This window comes from Halorussus aquaticus (genome assembly GCF_024218795.1).
In the GTDB taxonomy this organism is placed as follows: domain Archaea; phylum Halobacteriota; class Halobacteria; order Halobacteriales; family Haladaptataceae; genus Halorussus; species Halorussus aquaticus.
On sequence record NZ_CP100401.1, the window covers coordinates 88,503 to 109,637 of the forward strand.

Below are 21,135 nucleotides of genomic sequence, written 5' to 3' on the forward strand. Positions count from 1 at the left end.
AGAGAGCAGAGCCAGAGGTGCAATCGGAGCGCGACTGCCGCCTCGCTCAGTCGCGTATCCGTGCGAGTAGCAGTGCCCCAATCAGCGCGACGACAGCGGTACCGACGCCGAATCCGGGAACGTCCGGGGCCTCCTTCCCGAGGACGCCGCCGTCGTCCGCGCTCGTCACGCCGAGGGTCGCCGTCTTCCCCTCTACGTCCACCGTGAAGTTACCGGCGGCGTCCACCTGCCGGACGAAGGTGACGGTCGCCGTCTCGCCCGGCGGGACCGTCACGTTCTTGGTCGCCACCTGCTCGCCGAACATGGTCAGGGTCACCGGTCGCTCGCCCGGTTCGCCGCCGGTGTTCTCGACCGTGGCCGTGATTTCGACCTGCTCGCCCGCCGAGATGGTCGAACTGTTCAGCGACACGTCGGTGACCGACGTGTTCGCCGGAATCGTCTCCTTGACCGTGAGGATGCCGACCGACTCGCCGCCGATTGCGACGTCGTAGGTGCCGGTCGCCGGGGCCGTCCCCGTGACCGTCACCTCGGCCGACTCGCCGGGCGCGACCTCCACCGTCTCGGAGGCGACCGAACTCCCGTCGAGCGTGAGCGTCACCGCGGCGCTCCGGGTGGTCGTCCCGTTGTTCTCGACCGTCGCGGTCGCCGTCACCTCGTTCCCCGTCGCCACGGTCCGACTCACCAACTCGGCGTCGGCGACCGCGAGGGGCCGGTTCGCGCCGACCGCGAACGTTCCGAGTCCGTCGGTGGTCGCCGTGAGTCGGTAGGCGTCGCCGGTCGATTCGGCGACCGTCGCGTTCAGTCGTTGCCACCCGGCGTCGTACCGGTAGACCGCGACGTCGTCTCCGGACGCGAGTCCGCCGAGCGCGGACCGGTTGACCGTGAACTCGACGGTCGCGTTCTCGACGCCGGTGTCGAGGTACTTCGCGTCGAGACCGAGGTACGCCAGCGACTCGTCGGTCGCGGTCAGTTCGGCGGCGTTCCCCGGCGGGTCGGCGCTCGCGGAACTCTCGAACGCGATGTGGCTGTCGTCGCCCCGCAAATCGACCGCCACGCGCCGGAAGTCGACGCCCGTCCGGGCGGCGGCGTCGCTGGTCGGCAGTCCCGCACTGATAGTCTCGTCGCCCTGCCCGTTTCGCACGTCTATCAGCGCGGTGTTCGCACCGGTCCGTTCGACCTCGGTGACGACCGGCGGCGGGCCGAGACTGGTCGAACCGCCGCCACCGCCGCCACCGCCGCCGCCGGTCGCGGCCTTCTCCTCGGGTTTCACCTCGATAGTCGCCGACGCGTTGTCGGTGTCCCCGTCGTCGTCCACGACGGTCACGACCGGGTCGTAGGTACCGGAACTGTCGTACGCGTGCGTCACGGTGGCGTTCGCGGCGTCGGTGGTCCGCTCGGCCGTCCCGTTGCCGTCGAAGTCCCAGCGGTACTCCGTGATTTCACCCCGCTGGTCGGTGGAGTTGCTCGCGTCGAGCGTCACCTCGTTCCCGGCGCGGGTCTCGGCGGGGACCGAGAGTTCCGCGTTCGGTCTGTCGACGACGTCCACCGGAATCTCGTCGGTCGAGACCGCCCGTCCGGAAGCGTCGGTAACCACGAGTTCGACGGTGGCCGTCCCCGTTTCGTCGAACTGATAGCTCGCGTCCGGGCCGTATCGTTCGGCCACGGTCCCCGACTGCCGGAACGTCCACGTGTAGTTCAGCGACCGCTCGCTGTTGTCGGTCGCCGACGCCGACACCGCGACGGTCTCGCTCACCGACACCTCGCTCGGGACGGTGTGACTCGTGATGTTCGGGTCGCTCCCGTTCCCGACCGTGACGTTGACGCTGTCGGTGTCGACGTTCCCGTTGTTGTCGGTGACCGTCAGTTCGACCTGATAGTCGCCTGCCGACCCGTACGTGACGCTGGCTCCGGGGTCACCGCCGTCCTCGTCGCGCACGTCGCCGCCGGGGGCGCTCCACGAGTACGACTCGACGCTCCCGTGTTCGTCGCTGCTCGCGCTCGCGTCGAGGGTTATCGGCGCTCCGGCCTCGACCGTCGTCGGGGTCGCCGCGACTTCCGCAGTCGGGTCGTCCTGCGCGACGACGGTCACCGTCTTCGTGACGTTATCGGTCTTCCCGCTTCGGTCCGATACCGTCAGCGACACCTCGTACTCGCCGGGCGCGCCGAAGGTGTGCGAGATTCGCTCGCCGCTCTTCGCGCTCCCGTTGACGCGCCACTCGTAGCTGTCGGCGAGCGCCACGTTGTCGGAACTCGCCGACCCGTCGAACGCGATGGACTCGCCGACGACGTGGTACTCGCTGTCGCCCGCGGTGTCGTTGACGATGTAGTCGGCGCTCGGCGGTTCGCCAGTCTTCACCTCGACCGTCGTGGACGCCGTCACCTCCCGGCCGTCGGCGACCATCGTCACCGTCGCTTCGTACTCGCTCGCGTTCTCGTAGGTGTGGGGGACGGAGGGGTCTGTCGTGTTCTCGTCTATCCGACCGTCGCCGTCGTAGTCCCACTGGTAGCTGTCGGCCGCTTCGTCCGCGGTGAACGTCACGCTCTGGCCCGCCTCGACCCGACTCCGGTCGGCGCTCAGTTCCGCGTCGAGGCAGTTCGCGCCGCGCTCGATGACGAGCGGTTCGTCCATCTGCAGGTCCTTCATCTCGCCGTTCATGTCGTCGTGGCCCGTGTTGTGGCGCACGGCCCAGCGCTGGACGTCGCCGGTGAACGAGGCGTCGATGGTGACGTTCTCGCCCCGCTGGAGGTTGTGGAACCCGCGGTACGCGCCGCCGTCAGTTCCGCCGGGACCCCACGTCCAGTGGACGTCGAAGTAGCCGCCGCCGAACTCGCTGAGACGTTCGTAGCTCGAATTCCGTTCGGCGAGGTTCCGGTGACCGAACATCGTTCCGCTGGCATCGACGTACCGGTCGTCTATCTCCGCCCGGGGGTACATGTCGTCGATGTACGCCCACTCGCCGCTCGGGAGGTCGTCGAACGTCCAGTCGGCCGTCCCGCCGCCGGGCGACGGTTCGAGGAAGCCGTCGGCGGGACCGTACTCACCGTTGTACGGGTAGTGCGAGGAGGTGCCGGTCTCCTCGTACAGTCTGTCGTGGCGGACCACCAGACTCACCTCCCCGTTCGCGTTCTCGTAGAAGAACAGGTGGCTCTCGCCGTCCGCCGACCAGTTGTACTTCCCGTACGTGGCGTACTCCCAACCCTCGTAGACGAACTGGGTGTTGAGATACGGTGCGTACTCGGAAATCTGGCCCTTGTAGGAGACGTTCTCCGGGCCGGGACGCGGGTCGGTGTCGTTCCGATAGCGGTAGTCCATCTGGGACTCGATGGACTCGAACCCGTTCCAGTCGGGGTTCCGGAACGACCCCTTCACGTCGGCCTCCTCGTACGTGATGTTCCGCCGGACTTCGACTTCGGGGACCATCTTGGGGTGGTCGTACGAGTAGGGTCGTACCTCGTAACAGACGTTCGTGCCGGGTTGTCGAACCGTGTACACCGGCGCGTCGTCGTGGTCCGCGCTCGCCGTCCCGACCAGCCCCGCGATGCCGGGCGGCAGCGCCGACGTTACCAACAGCACCGTCAGTCCAAAGCTTAGAATCGTGGTTCTATCGACGTTCATCTCACTGCTAACGGTCCGTATTCCGGTATTTCCCTTTGTTATGGACTCTCTGGGTCGTTCTCTGCCGGACGCTACGCTCGCGTAAACGGGGCGTAACTGTCACTCACCGAGTGATACCGGCGGCTAGGTGCGGCCTACCTCGGTCTCGTCCGCCGACTGGACGCGCGTGGAGAGCGAAATCGCGTCGAGAGAGACCTCGTCTCGACGAAGAACTCGTATCGAAATGGAACGACGAAACTTCCCTGCCGAAGAGAAGCGTACCGATGTCGTTAGGAGAGACGGTTACGGTGTGCGGTCTTCGACGGCCTCCGCGCTCTGCTCGGTGACGCGGACGCCCTTCGCAGAGAGGTGTTGCATCCGCCGTCGGGCGAAGTCCTCCTCCGTCGTGCCGCGGGTCGCCAGCACGTACATCCGTGAGTTGCCCGTCGGCCGCATCGTCCGGCCAGCGCGCTGTGCGCCCTGTCGTCTGGACCCGCCGAGACCCGACGCCACGATGGCGAGTTCGGCGTCCGGCAGGTCGATGCCTTCGTCGCCGACCCGGGAGACGACCAGCGCGTCGCGCTGGCCCGACTTGAACTGCTGGAGCAACTGCTCGCGGCGGGCGTGGCGCATCTCGCCCGAGATGAAGGGGACGTTCAGCGCCTCCGCCAGCGCCTCGCCTTGGTCGAGGTACTCCACGAATATCAGGGTCTTCGCGTGGGGGTGTTCCGCGCGCAGGTGGCGAATCTCGCGGAGTTTCGCGGGGTTGCTCGCCGCCACCTGTCGCTTCTCGTGGCCGTCGGCGCTCCCGTACTCGTTGCGGTACGTCTCGTCGTCCCACGGGACGTAACGAATCTGGACCTCGGGTTCCTGCACGTATCCGGCCTCGAACAGCGCGTCCCAGTCGGTGCCGATTGGCGGGCCGATGAGCGTGAATATCTCCTCCTCCTTGTCGTCCTCGCGGACCGGGGTGGCCGAGAGACCGAGTCGGTGCTTGCTCTGGAGTTCCGCGGAGCGTCGGAAGACCCGAGACGGGACGTGGTGGACCTCGTCGTAGATGATGAGGCCCCACTCGCGCTGGTCGAACAGTTGCCGGTGGCGGTCCATTCCGGCGGTCTGGTAGGTCGCTATCGTGACCGGCCGAACGTCCTTCGTGCCGCCGTGGTACTCGCCTATCTGGTCGGGCGCGAGGGTGGTGTTGGCCAGCAGTTCCTCGTGCCACTGAGTGGCGAGTTCGCGGCCCGGGACTAGAATCAGGGTCTCGCCGCCGACCGCCTCGATAGCGGCCATGCCCGCCACCGTCTTCCCGCTCCCCGGCGGGCCGACGAGGACGCCCGACTTGGTCTCGACGAACTGGTTCACCCACTCCTGCTGGTAGTCACGAAGGCGCAGGTTCAGTGTCACGTCCAGTTCCTCGCCGGTGTCAAGGTCGCGCTCGTCGCGCACCGGGTATCCGGCCTCGTAGAGGATGCGCTTGACCTCGGCGACGGACTCCTCGGCGACCCAGCTCTCGGTGTCCGACAGCGGGGCGCGGAGTTGCCCCTCGTCCAGTCGCTGGCGCGCGACGTTGCCCATCAGGTCCTCGCTCGCGGCTTCGAGGACGACGTAGCCGTCCTCCTCGTCGGTCCGGAGGACGAACTGGCGGGCGCGCTTCCACTGGCTCTCCATCCACTCTTCGAGGTGGGGCGACCGCTCGGGGAGCACGTCGCGGAGGGTTCCCCGCAGGTCCTCGAAGTCGTCGAACGGCGCGGCCCACACGTCCTCTTGGCGAATCTCGTAGATGTAGCCGCCGTCGCGCGTGGTGTCCACGAGGTGGGCGAACTGCGAGAGTTGCGCGCGAGTGAACTGGGTCGGTTGGTCCACGACCAGTTCGCGGCGCTTCGGGAAGACGATGACGCGCTCGCGGTCGGCCAGTTTCCCCCAGTCGGTCGGGTACCAGACCACGGGGTCGTTCGAGACGTCGAGCCGTTCGACGCCCTCGCGCTCCGCCAGACCGGTGAGCGCGTCGTCGGTCTCGGCCTGCGACCGGTCGAGTGCGCGCGCGACCTCCTCGGCGGTGACGACGGGGCGGCCGAACTGCTCGACGGCGTCGTGGAACGACTCGACGCTCACCGCCTCGTCGTCGGCCGCGTCGTTCGCAGATTCGACTGGGTCGGTCGCTTCTCCCGGGGGAGCGTCGCTCTCGTCGGGAGGGTCGGCGTCGGCGACATCGTTCTCGGAGTCGGTCATCGGGTCGTCGTAGGAGCATCGCGAATAAACGATTTGCGCTACAAAAAATCCAATAGTTACCTTGAATCCATCCTTGGTTTTCCAACATATGGCCACAAGATTTATTCATATTCGTTGACAGCCAGAGTAAAATTTGAGTAGTGGGGGTTTGACCGAGAGGTATGGACACGGGAATCACGGCCATCGAACGCTGTGCGTACTGCCGGGAGTACGTTCCGATAACGGTCTTGCCCGTCGCCCCGGAGGACGGGCCGATTTCGGCCGAGGTGGCCGTCTGCGAGGCGTGTCGAACCGGCGGACGCTGACGGCGACGCCGCGATGTCGGCGGACGGAGACGCCCCGACGGGAGTGCGGTCCGGTCGGGGCGGTCCGATAGCATCGGCTAGAATCGCTCCGGTCGGCCTCCCCGCAGTCGGCGATGTCGCCGCTGCGACGTTGCCGACTGCCGGGCGTCACTCCGCCTCAACGGGGGAATTAGTCCCCGCTTACCGTTTCGTTTACGCCCGTTAGCGGTCGAACTGCACCGTAGGTATAACTACTCCTCCATCGTGGCAGTTCGCATGACATTTCGAGAGGTTCGCACGCTCGTCGTTCTCCTCGCCGCGTTCGGACTCGCGGTCGGCGCTGGCGGCGTCCCGACGACGGCGACGCCGTTCGACGCGGCGACGGCGACCGACGCGACTCCGACGGAGATCGGTTCCTGCACGACTATCGACGAACCCGGCACCTACGTCCTGACGACCGACATCGAGAACGCGGGCGAGACGGCTATCTCTCAGCCCTGTATGAAGATCACCGCCGACAACGTGACCTTCGACGGCGGCGGTCACACCATCGGCGGCAGAGGCGAGAGTCACACCAAGGGCGTCGCGGTCGCGGACGCCGAGGGGGTCACCGTCACGAACGTCTCCGTCACCGACTGGCACTCCGGCGTCCTCGTCACGGGCGGGTCGGCCACAGTCCGGAACGTCTCGACGTTCTCGAACGCCTACGGGGTCCGACTGGAGAACGCCACCGGCGGCACCGTCGAGGACAGCACCATCTCGGACAACCTCGTCGGCGTCTCCGCGATAGGCGTGGACGTGTCGCTCTCGAACAACGAGTTCTCGGGCAACGAAATCCGCGTCCAGCGCGCCGACTGAGCGCGAACCCCGGTTCGCCCGACTGGACATTTAAGTCGGCCGACTGCGTACGCCCTCCCATGTCCGACGGTCCCTTCGAGACCACGTTCCACGTCGGCGAAGTCGTCGACGCCGAGTCGTTCCCGGAAACGAACAAACCCGAGATGTCGAAACTCCGAATCGACCTCGGCGACGAGGAGGTACAATCGGTCGCCCAGACCGGGTACAACTACGACCCGGATGACCTCGTGGGACGACAGGTGCTCTGCGCGACCAATCTCGGGTCGGTCCGCATCGCGGGCGAGAAGTCCGAGGCGCTGACCGTCGGTGTCCCCGACGAGGAGGGTCACCCGGTTCTCGTCGCGCCCGACGACGACGTGCCTCTCGGCGGAGAACTCTACTGACCTCGCCGTCGGCTTAGACCGTTCAGGAGGGGGATGGTCACGCTGGCGGGCCTCCTGACCGTCGTCTTTCACCCCTCACGGTAATCGTTCGTCTTCCCTCCCGACCGTCGTCTGTCTCACTTTGGGACTGCTATCCGTCTACTTCACCGAATCCGAGGCGATAGGGCTACCCCAGTACTGTTCGTTCTCTCGGTCTAATCGGTGGCGTTGTGGTTCGACTTCAGTTCCGAGGCCCACTCGGGCCACTCGCGGCGCTGTTCGAAACCGCTCACGTTCGCGTCGCCCGACATGGCTTTGATTGCCTTCGCGTCCGCGCGGTTCCAGACCGCTCCGTCCTCGTGGAAGAGACCGTTGATGATGCCGCGCTTGCGCATGTAGCGGACGTAGGCGGGTTTCACCATCAGCGACCAGAAGAAGTTGCCGACGCCGTGCTGGTGAATCGTCGGCGCGAGAGAGGCGTAATCTGGTTGCCACTGCTCGACCTCGCCGCTGCTGCCCCATCCGTAGTCGGCGACGCGCTGCCACTCGGTCAGGTAGACCGGCATGTCGAGGTCCTCGCCGAGTTCGAGCGCGTTCGGGAGCAGGTCGTGAAACACGTCGGTGCTGTTCGGGAAGTTGTAGTGGAACTGGAGGATATCGACGCCCCAATCGACGTACTCCGCGTTGTTGGCGAGGCTGGTCGAACCCACGGTCAGCGGGACCGACCCGCGGTTCTCCGCCATCGTCTCGAACATGGCGTTCGCGAACCGCTTCATGGTCGGGAGCCACCCCGGTTCATTCATCACTTCGACGGCGAACAGGCGGTCGTCGTCTCGCCACCGGTCCATGAACCACCGCACGTACTCCCGCGGGTCGTCCCACAGACTGCTGTACTGGATGATTTCGCTCGACGGCGACTGGACCGGCGGCGCGGTCCGCGGGTCCGTATCGTGGAGGTTCTGTTCGGTCGGTTCCCTGCCGACGCTCTCGAACAGGCCGAACAACACCTCCATCCCACGGTCGTCGGCCGCGGTCAGGAAGTGCTCGATGGACCGCTCCAACTCGTCGGGGCTTTCGAGCCACTGCTCGTAACTCACCCACGTTCGGATGGCGTTGAGGTTCACGCGCTCGGCGTATCCGAGGTCGCGCTCGACGACCTGCTCGTCGTAGTCGTGCCACATCTGGAAGGTGTTCCACGCCCGCGAGGGGACGTAGAGCGCACCCCGAACGTCGATGGGGTCGGCGGCCGTCTGGGTCGTCTTCTCGGTCCCCGCGTCGGTAGACGTAGATTCTCGGCCGCCGTCCTCGTCGCGGGTGGAGTTATTCTGTCGCGGCCGACTCCCGGTCGGACCGGCGCACCCCGCTCCTCCCACGAGTCCGGCCGAGACGCTCGCTCCCAGAAACCGCCGACGAGTGTACCGCTGGGTCATTGAAGCCCGCCACGACACCATCTGGTGTAAAAGTGTACTTACGTTCCGCGATAGGTTTCGCTTTCCGCGCCGGACAACGCCCAGTTTCTCGGGCGACGGACGGAGTCCTATCGCGTCCCTCGGAGCACGATTTCGGCGTTGCACTCCGGACAGGCACCCCGCTCGGCGTCGAACTCGGTCTCGCAGAACGGGCAGAGGTAGTCGTCATCCCGGTCTTGCTCGCTCGACGCCGAGTCGTCGCTCGTCGTCTCCGACCGGTTCGTAGCGGTGTCGCCCGACTCGCTGGTCGCCGAGCGGGAACCGTCGCCCTCGCGCTCTGACCCGGCCGTCGTTCCGGATTCGTCGTCTCGCCGCGTGCGTTCGTCGCCTCCGCACAGTCCGCTGGTTATCTCTCTCAGGTCCATCTCGTAGAGTCGTCCGGACCACGGTCCCATTGTTATGGCGCGCCTTATCCACCGTAGGACGCTCCTAGAACAGCACAGGTCGGGGCTGTCCGACGGCGGTCGTCGGTCGCCGCTGGATGTCTCGCGCGAAAGAAGCGTTTGCTGGGGCGACGGTCGTTCGCCGTCGGGCCGACAGGAACCGCGTCGCGCCGCGTCCGTTCACCCGTCGCGCACCGCGTCACGCGAGGCGGTCGAGCGCGCGGAGCGCGACGCGGGCCGCGAACAGCGCCAGCAGGGGGACCGCGGAGGCCGCGGCGACGGTGGCCGCGGTGGCCGCGAGCAGGGCGAAGGGGTGGCCGGGCATGGATGCCAAGATTAGGCCGAGCGCGAACGCGGCGGCCGTCGTCCCGACCGCGAAGGCCGCGGCGGCGACGGCGAGGGTAACCGTCATCTTGGCGTAGCGGTCCGCGGCGTCGCGCGTTCGCGCGGCCGCGTTCCGCAAGGTCGTTCTCGTGGGTCGTTCGGGCGTGTACTGCGTGTATCGCATTGGTGTGAGTCTGGTCGTGTCGGTGGTCGAGCGATGCGTCACGTCCGGGCCGTCGGGGACCCCGCGAGGAGTCGGCGCGACCGAGCGAGGACGGCCCCGGGTCACGCCGACCGGTCGGTCTCGACGGCCGTGACGGTCCGGACGCCGAACTGGTCGGCGACGGTCTCGCGGACGGCCGCCCGCTCGTCCTCGACCGAGTCGTCGAGTCTGAGGTGCAGGCGGACCGAGGCGTCCACGCGGAGGTCGTTGAGCGTCGGGGTGACGCCCGAGATATCGACGACCTCCGTGCGGTCGACCGCGGCGCTCCGGCCGAGGACGGTGGCGATACCGTCCTGCAACGTGCCGTCGTCGCCGCGCGGGACGTGGATTTCGAGGTCTGCGGTCGCGTCTATCGTCGGTGCGGTCATGGTAGTGCGATTTGTGTGGTGGTGTGGTGGTCGGGTCGCGTTCGGCGTCTCCCTGCGAGCCTTCGCTCGCGGCCGCGAGACGCGGCGCTATCGGGAGCGCAGATGTCTCTCTTCGTTCGGAGACCGACTCGCGCGGACGAGTCGCGACTACCGGGTCGATGCGCCGGAGAAGGACGTGGCCGAACGGACCACGCTCCCGACGCACGCCGCTCGCTTCCGAGTCGTGAGTTCGAGAGGAAGCGAGCCGACCCGGCGTCGCAGTGCCGACGGAACGTCGGCGTCCGCGAACGCCCTACGCGGTCGGGGTGGTCCGTTCGAGGCAATACGTACTATTGCCCATGTGGTCCACCTGTCCGGCATCGCAGGGCATCACCGGAATCACTCCGGTCGACCCCGCGGACACCGAACCTCCGGACGCCTTGCTGTCGGCTCCCGTGCCGAAAGCGCTCGCCCGGAGTGGTGGACAGTTCATGGGTGTATCACCTCGCGCGCCCAGTCGTTCTGGGCGGCTGAAGTATTTCCTGCTATTATCGGTTATCTATTAAAGCTGACTGAACACTGTTAGCACTTACCAGATATACGCCCCCGAACACCGGGTCAATCTTTATGCGTGTTACTATCTAACAACCATACAGGGACGACTCTCATGGCCGAAACAGCCTATCTGGCGAGCGCCGTCGTGACCGGAATCGCCGTACTCGCGGTCTGGTCGTTCGTCACACGGATGGAGGACTGGCGGCACTACGACGCCGCGAACGTCGGGGGCGCGCACACGCGACGGTCGGCAGACGAGACCGACTCGGTCGGGACGTGGGCCGCGGCCTTCTTCGCGCTGGTTCTGGTCGCGGGCGGCGGGGCGGTCCTCCTCGTCAGCGACGCCGGGGTGGCGTCCGCGGTCGGTGACTGGGTCGCAGTGGGGTCGGTCTTGGGGGTGTCGCTCCTCGGGTTCCTGCTCTGGGGCACCTATAGCTCCGCCCGATTCCGCGGTCTCCGGAGCGCGCAGGCGGCGCTTCTGAGCGCGTGGCTGTTCGGGTCGCTGTTCGTGGTCGGCGTCGCCGTCAAACTCGTCCTCGCGGGGTGACCGTGAGCGTCGCAGACTCCGAGGTCCGGATCCCCGACGACGAGACGCCCGCTCGGTGCCCCCACTGCCGCCGCCCGTTCCGCAGCGAGCGACTCCGCGCGCTCCACCTCGGCGACTTCCACGGCGAGGACTGCTCGACCGATCAGCGTGAGGCCTACGAGGACGCGCTGGAGGCCGAGCGCGAGGACCTGTTCCTCTACCACCTCAAGGTCGTCGCGGCGCTGGTCGGGGTGTACGCGTTCTTCTTCCTGACGTACCTCGCGGTGTCGATGATGCAGGCCCCGGGATGAACCGCTCCCGGTCGCTTAGCGTTCGACCGTGCGGTCCGATTACTCGTACCTGACCGCGAACTCCTCGCCGCACCGATTGCAGAACCCGTCACGGACCTTCCGACCGTCGTACTCCTCGTGGACGCGTCGGACCGAGCGCCGCGCCGGAATCGTCGCTCCCGTCTTCTCCTCGCAGTGCGGACAAGTCACCCGAACACCTTTCTCCGCCATACGCTACGTCGTCTCGGCCGGGCTGAAAAGTTTTGAGGTGTGGTAACTCGGCCTACAGTATCGAGTACGCCGCCGCGGTCGTCAGCGCCAGTGCCGCCAGCAGGCCGACGAACATGGTGAACGCCACCGACCGCGGTTCCCACTTGAGGTGCTGGTAGTACCACGCTACCATGAGCGCCTTCACGAACGAGAGCGCGATGATGACCCAGAACGCGGTCCAGTAGGGGAGTCCGCCCGACTGCTCCACGAGGACCTGCACGGTCGCGAAGACGAACAACACGACGTAAATCGCGGTGTACAGTTTGAGTCTGGTCATGGTTGGGTCCGGAATGTCGCTTCGTCGATGATTGCGGTGTTGCCAGTCATGGTCACAGGATGTAGAACAGCGGGAACAGGAACAGCCACACGATGTCCACGAAGTGCCAGTACAGGCCGAAGTACTCGACCGGCCGGTCGTCGTCGAGGTACGCGCCGTTCCACGCTCGCACGATGAGATACAGCGTCACGACTAGTCCAGCGATGACGTGCAGGCCGTGCAAGCCGGTAGTCAGGTAGAACGTCGATGACGCGACGTTCGTCCCGATGTCCCACCCGTGCGGGAACGCCTCGGTGTGGACGTGGAACAGGTGGAGCCACTCTAATGCCTTGTTGACGAGGAACGCGATGCCGAGGACGAACGTCGTCACGAGCGACCCGACCAGTCCCCAGCGACTCCCCCGCTCGGCCGCGACGAGCGCCAGCACGACCGTGAAACTGCTCGTCAGCAGGATGTACGTGTTTATCAGTCCCGGCAGCGGAACGTGGGCGGCCGGTATCAGGTGGTGCCAGTCGGTCCACCCCTCCGCGACTCGGATGAAGGCGTACGACCCGACGAACGCGCCGAACAGCACTACGTCGCTGGCGAGGAATATCCAGACGCCGAGTTTCGTGTTCCCGACGTCCTCGAACGGCCAACTCTCGCCGAACGGACCGGTCAGCGCGTGGAACTCCTCGCGGGCCATCCGGACCAGCGCCCACACCCCGGCGAGCAGGCCGCCGACCGTGAGCGCGACGTAGAACCCGCCTTCGAGTCCGCCGGGGTAACTCGCTTTCTGCAGACCCGAGAGCCCCAACAACAGCACGAACGACGCGAGTCCGATCGCGAACGGCCAGATGCTGGCGTGGCTCTCTCCGTTCTCGTCTCCCGCGTGTGCGCCTGCGAGTTGCCCCTGTGCGTTCCGCGCCACGCCGCCGTCGGTCGCTTCGTTGCCCGCCAATTCGCCGCCGTCGGCCACGCCGCCCGCGCCGCGTCGGAACTCCAGCGACCCGCTGGAGAACGACGGCCTGCCGGGGAAGTTCTCGAGGGGCGGCGGCGAGGGGATCGCCCACTCCGTCGTGGTCGAGTAGCGCCACGGGTTGTCGTCGGCGTCCTCGCCCCGCCAGAGGCTGACGAACAGGTTGTAGAACATCACGAGGAACGACGCGCCAAGCAGGAACCCGCCGATTGTCGATAGCTGGTGCCACTGGAGGAACGCCTCCGGGTAGACGAAGTCCCGGCGCGGGGTCTCCCACGCGACGAACATCGGGAAGTAGAGCAGGTTGAACCCGACGAAGTAGAGCGCGAAGTGGACCTTCCCGAGGAACTCGTCGTACATCTTGCCCGTCATCTTGGGGTACCAGTAGTAGAGACCGCCCACCAGCGCGGTCACGCCGCCGACCATCACGTAGTGGAAGTGCGCGACGACCCAGTAGGTCCCCCGGAACTCGTAGTCGAGGACCACCGCGCCGAGGAAGACCCCGGTGATGCCCCCGAGGATGAACAGTATCAGCGCCCCGAACGAGAACAGGAACGGCGTGGCGAACCGCACCTTCCCCTTGACGGTGGTGTAGATGAGCGCGAACACCATCAGGTCGAAGGGCAGCGAGATGCCGATGGTAGTCGCCATGAACAGCGTCTTTATCTGGAGGTTGATGCTCGTCAGGAACATGTGGTGCATCCAGACGAGGAAGCTCTGGAGCGCCACCAGCACCATCGCCGCGATGAACCACTTCCGGCCGACGAGACGCCGCCCGGTGAACGTCTGGAACGTCTCGGCCATCACGCCGAGCGCCGGGAAGAAGACGATGTACACCTCGGGGTGGCCGAAGAACCAGAACAGGTGCGCCCACAGCAGCGACCCGGCGTGCCCCGTCGCCGCGAAGTACTGCGTCCCCAGTAGTCGGTCGGCCGAGAGAATCGTCAGCGCGGCAAGCAGCGCCGCGAACGCGAACAGCATCATCCACGTCGTCAGCAGGATGGTCCACGTGAACAGCGGCATCCGCCGGAGGGTCAGCCCCTCGGCGCGCATCCGATGCATCGTCGTCAGGAAGTTGACCGACCCGATGGTCACCGACGCGGTGAACAGCACCAGCGCCAGCACCGCGGTGCTCGCGCCGATGTTCGGGGTGTAGACCGGGAGGTTCAGCGGCGCGTACATCGTCCACCCGCCCGCGAACGTCCCGCCTTGGAAGAACGAGACGCCCAGCAGGATGCCGGAGAACAGGTAGAGCCAGTACGACAGCGCGTTCAACCGGGGGAACGCGAGGTCCTTCGCGCCTATCTGCAGGGGCACCACGTAGTTGGCGAACCCGAACGCGAACGGCGAGAGGAACCAGAACACCATGATGAGACCGTGGGCCGAGACGGCCTGATTGTACTGGAGCGGTTCGAGCAGGCTCACGCCCGGCGTCCAGAGTTGGAGTCGCATCAGCAGCGCCAGCACGCCGCCGAACACGAGGAAGAACAGCGCCGTGACGGTGTAGAGGATGCCCACGTCCTTGTGGTTGGTCGTGACCAGCCACCGCTTCACGCTGCCGGGGTCGGGCAGGTCGTGGTGATGGTCGGTCCCGTGGGACGCGTTCGTCACGCCGCCGTCCGTCTCCGTCCCGCCGTCTGTCTTCACACCGTCGTCGGTCTCCGCGCCGTCGGCGTTCTCGTCGGTCATGTGCCCACCTCCAGCGCGTTTACGCTCGCGGGTGCGGTCGCCGATGCTGGCCGACTCGTCACGTCACGCGGCGCGTCGAGCGCCGAACTGTTCGACGCCGACCCGTTCGCACTCGTGGTGTTGGCGTACCACGACTCGTACGCCTCGGCGTCCATCACCACCACGTCCGCGGTCATGTAGGAGTGGCCCGCGCCGCAGAGTTCGAAACACCGGGCCTCGTAGGTCCCCGTCTCGTTCGTGCGGAACCACGTGTCGGTCTTCTGGCCCGGGATGGCGTCGGTCTTCACCCGTAACTCCGGAACCCCGAACGTGTGGAACACGTCCTCTGACGTGACCTGCAGGTGGACGGTCTCGTTCTCGGGGACGCGCAGCGTACTGGACGTGTGTCCGTTCGGGTAGACGAAGTCCCACCCGAAGCGATAGCCCACCACGTCGATTTCGAGGCCCTCCTCGCCCTCGCCGGGCGGGTTCTCCTCGACGTAGAGCAGCGTCCCGTAGGTCCACGCGATGAGCGAGACCACGATTATCGTACTCAGTCCGAACGAGAAGAACAGTTTCCGACCGCCGCCCCCGCCCGTGGGGAGTTCGCCGAGTCGGGGTCCCTCGTCTTCGGTCGCCCGTCCGTCCCCGTCGCGGTACTTGTACGCGTTGTACACCATGTAGCCGATGACGACCACACCGACCAGCGTCCCGAGTACCAGAAACACCGTGAATATGCGCTGGAACACCTCTACTCTGGTCCCCTTCGGTACTATCCCGGACTGGGCCGGGAGGAACTCGCTGGCGGCGAGGAGTAGCGCTCCGGCCGACGATACCATGGCAGGTGATAACACCGTACGTGTACTTATCGGTTTCCCACAAATATTCGTTAAAGATGGAGAACGCTTTTGGATTGTCGAATGGTATCGAACAGCATGGATGGGGACGAACCGGAGCTATCGGCGGACCTACAGGACGACGTAACCGAGGGGACGGAACCCGACTTCGACCACCTGTGGGGAATCGTGACCGACGGTCTCATCGGCGCGGTCGGGGGGTTGGTCGGCACCGGCGCGCTGACGGTCGGACTGCTCATCGCCGCGTCGCTGGGGGCGTTCCAGATAGAGAGCTTCGGAACGCTGGCCGAACTCACGGGCTTCAACGCCATCCTCCCGCTGAACCCGACCGCGGTCGGCTACATCTTGTTCCTGCTGACCGGGATGGTCATGTGGCCGCTCCTGTTCGCGTCCATCGGGTCGTACCTGCCGGGCGAGAAGTTCGCGACGAAGGGCGTCCCGTTCGGATTCGTCCTCTGGACCGGGTTCGCGCCCGCCTTCTACGAGGGGTACACCGGACTGGCGATGCTACTCTACCTCGTGCTGACCCTCGGCGCGCACTTCTCGTACGGGTTCACGCTCGGGGCCGTGTTCGACTACCTCGGGAACCGGCCGGAGACGCTGGTCTGACCCCGAGACGCTATTTTGACGGCCGGTACCGACGCGACCAACCGATACCCACGGGACTAGTACCGATTCCGCCGACCGTACCCGAAGACGTTCGGCGGAAGCTATCCGACGGGAGCCCCCCTTCCGTCGGTATGCACAGCGACTCCCTCGGCGTCGTCCTCGCGCTCGGTGGGCTGGCGCTCGGTTACTACGTCGGCGGAACGCAGACGGCGGTTCTCATGGCACTGTTCGGGTTCTTCCTCGGAAAAGTCGCGGACAGTCTGACGAAGACGGTCGGGTGAGGAGTCGAGCGAGGACTCGACCGCCCTCGGTTCACTCTCGCTCGCCGCCGTCCGGGAGCGGTTCCTCGCCGTCGTCGGCCCCGGTCGCCTCGCCGCCGTCGGTGGCGGCGAGCGCGGTCTCGCGCTTGCGCTCGAACCACGCCCACTCGTGAGTCAGCAGTCCGTCGTCCGCGAGGTCCCACGGGTCGCCGTCCTCGACTTCCGGGCCTTCGAGCCACGACGTCACGACGTTCCAGACGAAGACGAGTTGGCCGAGCGCCAGCAGGTAGACGCCGACCGTCGCTATCTGGTGCAGATCCGCGAAGTACGCGGCCGGGCCGACCGTGAGGTCGTATCCCGCGTACCGACGGGGCATCCCGCCGTAGCCCAGCAGAATCATCGGGAAGAACGTGACGTTCGTCCCGACCATCGACAGCCAGAAGTGCGCCTTGGCGAGGGTGCGCTGGTACATCCGGCCGGTGTACAGCGGGAACCAGTAGTAGACCGCTGCGAAGACCGCGAACGCGATGGCGCCCATGATGACGTAGTGGAAGTGCGCGACGACGTGGTAGGTGTCGTGGAGGACGAGGTCCACCGGAATCGCGGCCTCGAACACGCCCGTGACGCCGCCGACGATGAAGTTGGCGACGAATCCGACGCAGAACAGCATCGGCGCGGTCAGCCGAATCCTGCCGTTCCACATGGTGGTTATCCAGTTGAACACCTTGACCGCGCTCGGGAGCGCGATGGCGATGGAGACCGCCATGAAACTCGCCCGAATCCGGGGGTCGATGCCGGTGGCGAACATGTGGTGCGCCCAGACCCCGAACGAGAGGACGCCCAGTGCGAGCGTCGAGTAGACGACGAACTTGAACCCGAACAGTTTCCGGCCAGAGAATCGCGGCAGGATGAGACTCACCAGTCCCATCGGCGGCAGCACGAGGATGTACACCTCGGGGTGGCCGAAGAACCAGAACAGGTGTTGCCACAGCAGCGTCCCACCGCCCGCCTGCGCGAAGAACTGCGTCCCGAAGTTCCGGTCGAGCAGGAGCATCACGAGCGCGCTCCCGAGCAGCGGGAACGAGAACAGAATCTGTCCGGACTGGACCAGCACGGTCCACGAGAACAGGTCGAGCGTCGCCCACGACACGTCCTCGCCGCGCTCGGTGAAGATGGTCGCGATGAAGTTGATGGCTCCCATCGTCGCCGAGACGCCCGAGAGGTGTAAGCCGAGTAGCATCAGGTCGATGCCCGGGTTCGCCTGTTCGACCGAGAGCGGGGGATACATCGTCCACGCCGTCTGAGCGCCCGAGATATCGCCGACGAACGGTTCGAGCAGGACGCCGCCCCAGATGAGCAGCGCGGCTATCGGCAGCAACCAGAACGCGATGGCGTTGATGCGGGGGAACGCCATGTCGTCGGCACCGATGAGCAGCGGGATGAGGTAGTTCGAGATGGCCGCCAGAATCGGCGTCCCGAACAGGAACAGCATCGTGATGCCGTGAGTGGTCATGAGCGCGTTGTAGAACGTCGCACCGAGCAGGTCCACCGGCGGCGTCACGAGTTCGGTCCGCATCAGCAGGACGGCCACGCCGCCCCACGCGAACGACAGCAGGCCGAACGTCCCGTAGAGGATGCCGATGTCCTTGTGGTCCACGGTGGTCAACCATCGAACGATACCGGACGGTTTCTCGGCGGTCCCGCGCCCCGATTCGTGTCCGGCCGCCCCGCCTACTGCGGGGGTGTACGATTGCCAGTCTTCTATCCTCGTCAGCCACCACCCGACGCCGAGAAGCAAGAGGCCCATCAGTACCGTCAGGGCCGGTCGTACAGTTGCCATGTGGACCGGTTGCCGGGGAACCGATATGGAAATTGTCCGGCACATGTTCGGTCGGATACTTTACTGTCCCACTGACAATCGACCGTGGTCCTCTGTTTCGGCCGTCTGCCCCGTCGTTCCCGGTGATTCTTTTTACGCTCTCCTTCTGCGACTCTCAGTTGTCACGGGATACTTACAGGATGCGTCGTTCTGTAGCGACTGTTTCACAGACACTCCGTACCATAGTTTTATCATGGCAACGTATATTTTTATTATAGTGGAAAATAATCAAGGAGACTTTGATTTTGATGATTCGGAGAACGACCGTCAAGTAGAAGACGGTTCTACCGACTCGCGGTACGTCTCTCGTCGCAGCGTACTGAGTAGCTTAGCGGGAATCGGAGTCGCCGGTACCGTCGTCGTTGGCGGGTCCGACCGCGCTGGAGCGAGCGAATCGGTAGTTCTGGGGGATTTCGAGGAGGGAACTGACGGGTGGAAAACGAACGGCGGAAACAGCGTTCGACGGGTGGGTCGCGAAGACGAGAGTGCCCCGGTCACACGAGGCGATTACGCGCTGGAAGTCAGCGTGGAGGGTGACTCTCAGCCAGCGGTTCGGAATCAGCGGGCGGTCCGAGACGCCGACTTCACCGACGCACCGTATCTCCTCGCCGACGTACTCCCCGGGTCGATAGCGGACTCGGATTCGGCGGTGTCGTTCAGATTTCGGTACCACTCCGCAGGTCCGGGGGACGTAGCGGAGTCGCCCGAGATCACGGTCGAGCAACGCTACGGACAACGACTGGCGTGGGACATGAGCGAGATAGCCGACGAAAAACTCGCCGCCCCGCGTCGCTTGGAGATAGCGTGGTACCCCGCCGACCGTCCGGTCTCGACCGGCCCGCAGGGGAAGGGGTCGAGTTTCGACTACCGCGGTCGAGTCTACCTCGACAACGTCCACCTGACCGACAACCGGCAACAGGTCACTATCACGCGCTGGGTCCGAAAGCGCCGCGAACTCCAGCGCTCCCACGGGTTCCCCATCGACGACGACGTCCAGAGTTCGACAGACGCGATCAGAGCTGGCCGGTTCGTGTACGACGACGGTACGGAGATACCGTACAGTGCGGAGATACTCGCGGGAGGCGATATCCGCATCGAAATCGACGACGAACGCTTCCGTTTCGAGGGGGTGGCAGTGTGACGCTCTCCGCTGGATGGGACAAGACGGAGAAAGTGAACGTCGTCACGGCGATTCCGGGGTACAGCGAGAACAGTAGTAGCGGCGGGAAACCGACCAACAGTGCGATTCCGACGTTCTTCGACGACTGGTTCCACGGTGACAACAGGCAGTCGTTGCCCAGCGCCCAGTCGAGCGCACTCGGGTCCAAGTCGCTCGAGGAGTACGGGCGGACGTTTCCGAACTACCGCGTCAAGACGTCCGTCGAAATCGGATTCGACACCAGCGGCCAATCAATTCCCTCGTACGAGGTGCAGATGGCACAACCGAGCAAATTGGCGGAAATCACGCTCGAAGGAGGTCCCGGCGAGTCCAACCCGTTCCGCAGCGTGTACGACCTCGACGGGAGCCAGAATTACCTCCCGGCCGGTAAGAAGGGGCCGAAGACGACGCAGAAGACGGTCACCGTCGATGGCGTCCAAGGGGTTCGCGGTTCGATAATCTTCGGTGGTAACGACACCTACCTCTCCCGTGCGAAGAACCAAGGTCTCACCCTCGGCCTCCTCTTCTCGGGGAACATTCCGGCCGCGTTGGTGACCTACTTCACGGCACTGCCGGCGTTCTACGCGTTCGTCGATTTCGCGTTCATGGCCGACGGGACGAAACTCGTTCGCGTCTGGGACGTGAGCTACTACCCCGCTCACGCCCTCTACGTCGGCGGGACGCGGCGCGACCAGACGACGTTCAGAGAGGGGACCGAGTGGACTCGTGACGGTGCGAACGACGCGTTCGATACGTTCGCGGCGGAGAGTCTGATTCCGGGGCGGACTCCCTTCGACACTCTCGGTTCGTTCGGATACAAAACCGGCTTCAGGAGCGGGGCCGGTAGCCATCCGGCGATGGACTACGCCAATCCCGGCACGACACTTTCCATCGGTGCCGTCGAGAACGCACTATCGTCCCCGCTGTTTCCACCGCTCTGATGAGCGGTGCCATCCATCCGAAAGTATGAACGCACCGAACCCCGATTCGGCCGACTACGTTTCTGCGCGCTCCCTCCAGACGTTGGGTCTCGGGATTCTCCTCGTCTTGGCGGGGTGTACGGCCGGACCGCTCGGTGGACCGTCCGGTCAAGAGGGACCGGTCCCCGTCGCGCTGAACAATTCGGCGAACGCGACCCACACCTTCGAAGTTTCGGTCGTCGAAGGCCCGTTGACGGACGTGACCATCCGGAAAGGTGACGGCGATGTCGATTCGGCGTCGCCGGGGGAGGGATTGAGTACGTACGAATTCGGTCCCGACTACGGCACCGTTACGTCGGTCGAACTCCCCGAATCGTCTCGCCTCCACGGCCGGTACACGCTCGCTCCCGGCGAAACCCGTCGGAGTTCCGTCGGTAATCTCTTCGGCAATCCGACGATAGTCGTCGTCGTCTCGACCGACGACCGCGTCGTCTCGCTAGTGACCGCCAACTGCGGTGGAGACTTGGTGTTCTTCGACGTAACTATGCGTTACTACGGTTCGGACTCGGCGTACAACTGCCGGGAGAGTTTCTTCTAGACGGCGGTGAGCCCCTCCGCCGACCCCGTTCGAGTCTAAACCGGCTACAGAACGTCTCGTTCGGGTCTTGTCCGGCCGTCTCTGAATCCCGCCCAGAACACCATTTCCATATATCGAAATATGATTTATGCGTTCGACCGGCGAACACTGCCCATTATCCGTGGGTTTAACGGACTCCACCAGTCGGTTAACCCCACAAAATTATAAGCGAAGCGTGAGAAACGCTCGACAGCCC

General features: G+C 65.4%; 21 protein-coding genes. 10 read left to right on the top strand and 11 right to left on the bottom strand.

Annotation, left to right across the window (positions count from 1 at the left end; all coding sequences use genetic code 11):
* Positions 1-46: 46 nt before the first annotated feature.
* Together NGM06_RS18880 and NGM06_RS18885 are read right to left on the bottom strand one after the other, a co-directional pair.
* Entirely contained in the window at positions 47-3,616 is a 3,570-nt protein-coding gene (locus NGM06_RS18880) for a PKD domain-containing protein (RefSeq protein ID WP_254270319.1), read from the bottom strand.
* A gap of 282 nt (positions 3,617-3,898) precedes the next feature.
* Positions 3,899-5,824 carry a DEAD/DEAH box helicase gene (locus tag NGM06_RS18885; protein WP_254270320.1) on the bottom strand — a complete coding sequence of 642 codons (1,926 nt, stop codon included), beginning with the start codon at positions 5,822-5,824 and terminating at the stop codon, positions 3,899-3,901.
* A 161-nt stretch (positions 5,825-5,985) separates the two neighbouring features.
* Here NGM06_RS18885 and NGM06_RS18890 point away from each other — a divergent pair, with 161 nt between their 5' ends.
* The 3 genes from NGM06_RS18890 to NGM06_RS18900 all read left to right on the top strand — a co-directional run bounded on the left by NGM06_RS18890 (position 5,986) and on the right by NGM06_RS18900 (position 7,349).
* A complete protein-coding gene (locus tag NGM06_RS18890; RefSeq protein WP_254270321.1) occupies positions 5,986-6,129 on the top strand; it encodes a hypothetical protein in 144 nt (47 codons plus the stop codon).
* Positions 6,130-6,384: 255 nt separating this feature from the next.
* Complete coding sequence (locus tag NGM06_RS18895) at positions 6,385-6,966, top strand: right-handed parallel beta-helix repeat-containing protein (RefSeq protein WP_254270322.1); 582 nt, start codon at positions 6,385-6,387, stop codon at positions 6,964-6,966.
* A gap of 59 nt (positions 6,967-7,025) precedes the next feature.
* Positions 7,026-7,349 (top strand): tRNA-binding protein, encoded by a 324-nt coding sequence (locus NGM06_RS18900; RefSeq protein WP_254270323.1) that lies wholly within the window; start codon positions 7,026-7,028, stop codon positions 7,347-7,349.
* A 194-nt stretch (positions 7,350-7,543) separates the two neighbouring features.
* Here the strand turns inward: NGM06_RS18900 and NGM06_RS18905 are convergent, their stop codons facing one another.
* The 4 genes from NGM06_RS18905 to NGM06_RS18920 all read right to left on the bottom strand — a co-directional run bounded on the left by NGM06_RS18905 (position 7,544) and on the right by NGM06_RS18920 (position 10,095).
* Complete coding sequence (locus tag NGM06_RS18905; RefSeq protein WP_254270324.1) at positions 7,544-8,758, bottom strand: glycoside hydrolase 5 family protein; 1,215 nt, start codon at positions 8,756-8,758, stop codon at positions 7,544-7,546.
* Positions 8,759-8,865: 107 nt separating this feature from the next.
* Complete coding sequence (locus tag NGM06_RS18910; protein ID WP_254270325.1) at positions 8,866-9,192, bottom strand: hypothetical protein; 327 nt, start codon at positions 9,190-9,192, stop codon at positions 8,866-8,868.
* A 187-nt stretch (positions 9,193-9,379) separates the two neighbouring features.
* The gene (locus NGM06_RS18915; protein ID WP_254270326.1) at positions 9,380-9,793 is read right to left on the bottom strand and encodes a hypothetical protein; all 414 of its coding nucleotides are present in this window, start codon (positions 9,791-9,793) and stop codon (positions 9,380-9,382) included.
* Positions 9,790-10,095 (bottom strand): hypothetical protein, encoded by a 306-nt coding sequence (locus tag NGM06_RS18920; protein WP_254270327.1) that lies wholly within the window; start codon positions 10,093-10,095, stop codon positions 9,790-9,792. Before NGM06_RS18920 ends, NGM06_RS18915 begins: the two co-directional genes overlap by 4 nt.
* Before the next feature lie 646 nt (positions 10,096-10,741).
* On the opposite strand from NGM06_RS18920, the gene NGM06_RS18925 reads away from it, so the two are divergent.
* Together NGM06_RS18925 and NGM06_RS18930 are read left to right on the top strand one after the other, a co-directional pair.
* Complete coding sequence (locus NGM06_RS18925; protein WP_254270328.1) at positions 10,742-11,176, top strand: hypothetical protein; 435 nt, start codon at positions 10,742-10,744, stop codon at positions 11,174-11,176.
* Between the two features lie 2 nt (positions 11,177-11,178).
* The gene (locus NGM06_RS18930) at positions 11,179-11,466 is read left to right on the top strand and encodes a DUF7410 domain-containing protein (protein WP_254270329.1); all 288 of its coding nucleotides are present in this window, start codon (positions 11,179-11,181) and stop codon (positions 11,464-11,466) included.
* 39 nt (positions 11,467-11,505) lie between these two features.
* On the opposite strand, the gene NGM06_RS18935 is transcribed toward NGM06_RS18930, so the two are convergent.
* From NGM06_RS18935 to coxB, 4 genes are read right to left on the bottom strand one after another with little or no spacing between them, the layout of a single operon-like run.
* A complete protein-coding gene (locus NGM06_RS18935; protein WP_163522730.1) occupies positions 11,506-11,676 on the bottom strand; it encodes a hypothetical protein in 171 nt (56 codons plus the stop codon).
* A 52-nt stretch (positions 11,677-11,728) separates the two neighbouring features.
* Positions 11,729-11,992, bottom strand: a complete 264-nt coding sequence (locus NGM06_RS18940) for a cytochrome C oxidase subunit IV family protein (protein WP_254270330.1) — start codon at positions 11,990-11,992, stop codon at positions 11,729-11,731.
* 52 nt (positions 11,993-12,044) lie between these two features.
* Entirely contained in the window at positions 12,045-14,639 is a 2,595-nt protein-coding gene (locus tag NGM06_RS18945) for a cbb3-type cytochrome c oxidase subunit I (RefSeq protein WP_254270331.1), read from the bottom strand.
* The gene (gene coxB, locus NGM06_RS18950; RefSeq protein ID WP_254270332.1) at positions 14,636-15,457 is read right to left on the bottom strand and encodes a cytochrome c oxidase subunit II; all 822 of its coding nucleotides are present in this window, start codon (positions 15,455-15,457) and stop codon (positions 14,636-14,638) included. Before coxB ends, NGM06_RS18945 begins: the two co-directional genes overlap by 4 nt.
* A gap of 96 nt (positions 15,458-15,553) precedes the next feature.
* Between coxB and NGM06_RS18955 the strand changes: the two genes are divergently transcribed.
* Together NGM06_RS18955 and NGM06_RS18960 are read left to right on the top strand one after the other, a co-directional pair.
* Positions 15,554-16,084, top strand: a complete 531-nt coding sequence (locus tag NGM06_RS18955) for a DUF6789 family protein (protein WP_254270333.1) — start codon at positions 15,554-15,556, stop codon at positions 16,082-16,084.
* 131 nt (positions 16,085-16,215) lie between these two features.
* Positions 16,216-16,365, top strand: a complete 150-nt coding sequence (locus NGM06_RS18960) for a hypothetical protein (protein ID WP_254270334.1) — start codon at positions 16,216-16,218, stop codon at positions 16,363-16,365.
* A 31-nt stretch (positions 16,366-16,396) separates the two neighbouring features.
* On the opposite strand, the gene NGM06_RS18965 is transcribed toward NGM06_RS18960, so the two are convergent.
* On the bottom strand, positions 16,397-18,184 hold the full coding sequence (locus tag NGM06_RS18965) for a cbb3-type cytochrome c oxidase subunit I (protein ID WP_254270335.1): 1,788 nt from the start codon (positions 18,182-18,184) through the stop codon (positions 16,397-16,399).
* Positions 18,185-18,689: 505 nt separating this feature from the next.
* Between NGM06_RS18965 and NGM06_RS18970 the strand changes: the two genes are divergently transcribed.
* From NGM06_RS18970 to NGM06_RS18980, 3 genes are read left to right on the top strand one after another with little or no spacing between them, the layout of a single operon-like run.
* On the top strand, positions 18,690-19,364 hold the full coding sequence (locus NGM06_RS18970; protein ID WP_254270336.1) for a hypothetical protein: 675 nt from the start codon (positions 18,690-18,692) through the stop codon (positions 19,362-19,364).
* On the top strand, positions 19,361-20,323 hold the full coding sequence (locus NGM06_RS18975; RefSeq protein ID WP_254270337.1) for a hypothetical protein: 963 nt from the start codon (positions 19,361-19,363) through the stop codon (positions 20,321-20,323). Before NGM06_RS18970 ends, NGM06_RS18975 begins: the two co-directional genes overlap by 4 nt.
* A gap of 25 nt (positions 20,324-20,348) precedes the next feature.
* Positions 20,349-20,900, top strand: a complete 552-nt coding sequence (locus NGM06_RS18980) for a hypothetical protein (protein ID WP_254270338.1) — start codon at positions 20,349-20,351, stop codon at positions 20,898-20,900.
* The last annotated feature ends 235 nt before the right edge of the window (positions 20,901-21,135 follow it).

Excerpts from the sequence above, each read along its gene's own strand:
- NGM06_RS18910 (WP_254270325.1), bottom strand. The coding sequence starts at position 9,192 with ATGGGACCGTGGTCCGGACGACTCTACGAGATGGACCTGAGAGAGATA.
- NGM06_RS18945 (WP_254270331.1), bottom strand. The coding sequence starts at position 14,639 with ATGACCGACGAGAACGCCGACGGCGCGGAGACCGACGACGGTGTGAAG.
- NGM06_RS18895 (WP_254270322.1), top strand. The coding sequence starts at position 6,385 with ATGACATTTCGAGAGGTTCGCACGCTCGTCGTTCTCCTCGCCGCGTTC.
- NGM06_RS18925 (WP_254270328.1), top strand. The coding sequence starts at position 10,742 with ATGGCCGAAACAGCCTATCTGGCGAGCGCCGTCGTGACCGGAATCGCC.
- NGM06_RS18905 (WP_254270324.1), bottom strand. The coding sequence starts at position 8,758 with ATGACCCAGCGGTACACTCGTCGGCGGTTTCTGGGAGCGAGCGTCTCG.
- NGM06_RS18940 (WP_254270330.1), bottom strand. The coding sequence starts at position 11,992 with ATGACCAGACTCAAACTGTACACCGCGATTTACGTCGTGTTGTTCGTC.
- NGM06_RS18900 (WP_254270323.1), top strand. The coding sequence starts at position 7,026 with ATGTCCGACGGTCCCTTCGAGACCACGTTCCACGTCGGCGAAGTCGTC.
- coxB (WP_254270332.1), bottom strand. The coding sequence starts at position 15,457 with ATGGTATCGTCGGCCGGAGCGCTACTCCTCGCCGCCAGCGAGTTCCTC.
- NGM06_RS18980 (WP_254270338.1), top strand. The coding sequence starts at position 20,349 with ATGAACGCACCGAACCCCGATTCGGCCGACTACGTTTCTGCGCGCTCC.
- NGM06_RS18935 (WP_163522730.1), bottom strand. The coding sequence starts at position 11,676 with ATGGCGGAGAAAGGTGTTCGGGTGACTTGTCCGCACTGCGAGGAGAAG.
- NGM06_RS18885 (WP_254270320.1), bottom strand. The coding sequence starts at position 5,824 with ATGACCGACTCCGAGAACGATGTCGCCGACGCCGACCCTCCCGACGAG.
- NGM06_RS18920 (WP_254270327.1), bottom strand. The coding sequence starts at position 10,095 with ATGACCGCACCGACGATAGACGCGACCGCAGACCTCGAAATCCACGTC.
- NGM06_RS18965 (WP_254270335.1), bottom strand. The coding sequence starts at position 18,184 with ATGGCAACTGTACGACCGGCCCTGACGGTACTGATGGGCCTCTTGCTT.
- NGM06_RS18880 (WP_254270319.1), bottom strand. The coding sequence starts at position 3,616 with ATGAACGTCGATAGAACCACGATTCTAAGCTTTGGACTGACGGTGCTG.
- NGM06_RS18960 (WP_254270334.1), top strand. The coding sequence starts at position 16,216 with ATGCACAGCGACTCCCTCGGCGTCGTCCTCGCGCTCGGTGGGCTGGCG.
- NGM06_RS18890 (WP_254270321.1), top strand. The coding sequence starts at position 5,986 with ATGGACACGGGAATCACGGCCATCGAACGCTGTGCGTACTGCCGGGAG.
- NGM06_RS18955 (WP_254270333.1), top strand. The coding sequence starts at position 15,554 with ATGGATGGGGACGAACCGGAGCTATCGGCGGACCTACAGGACGACGTA.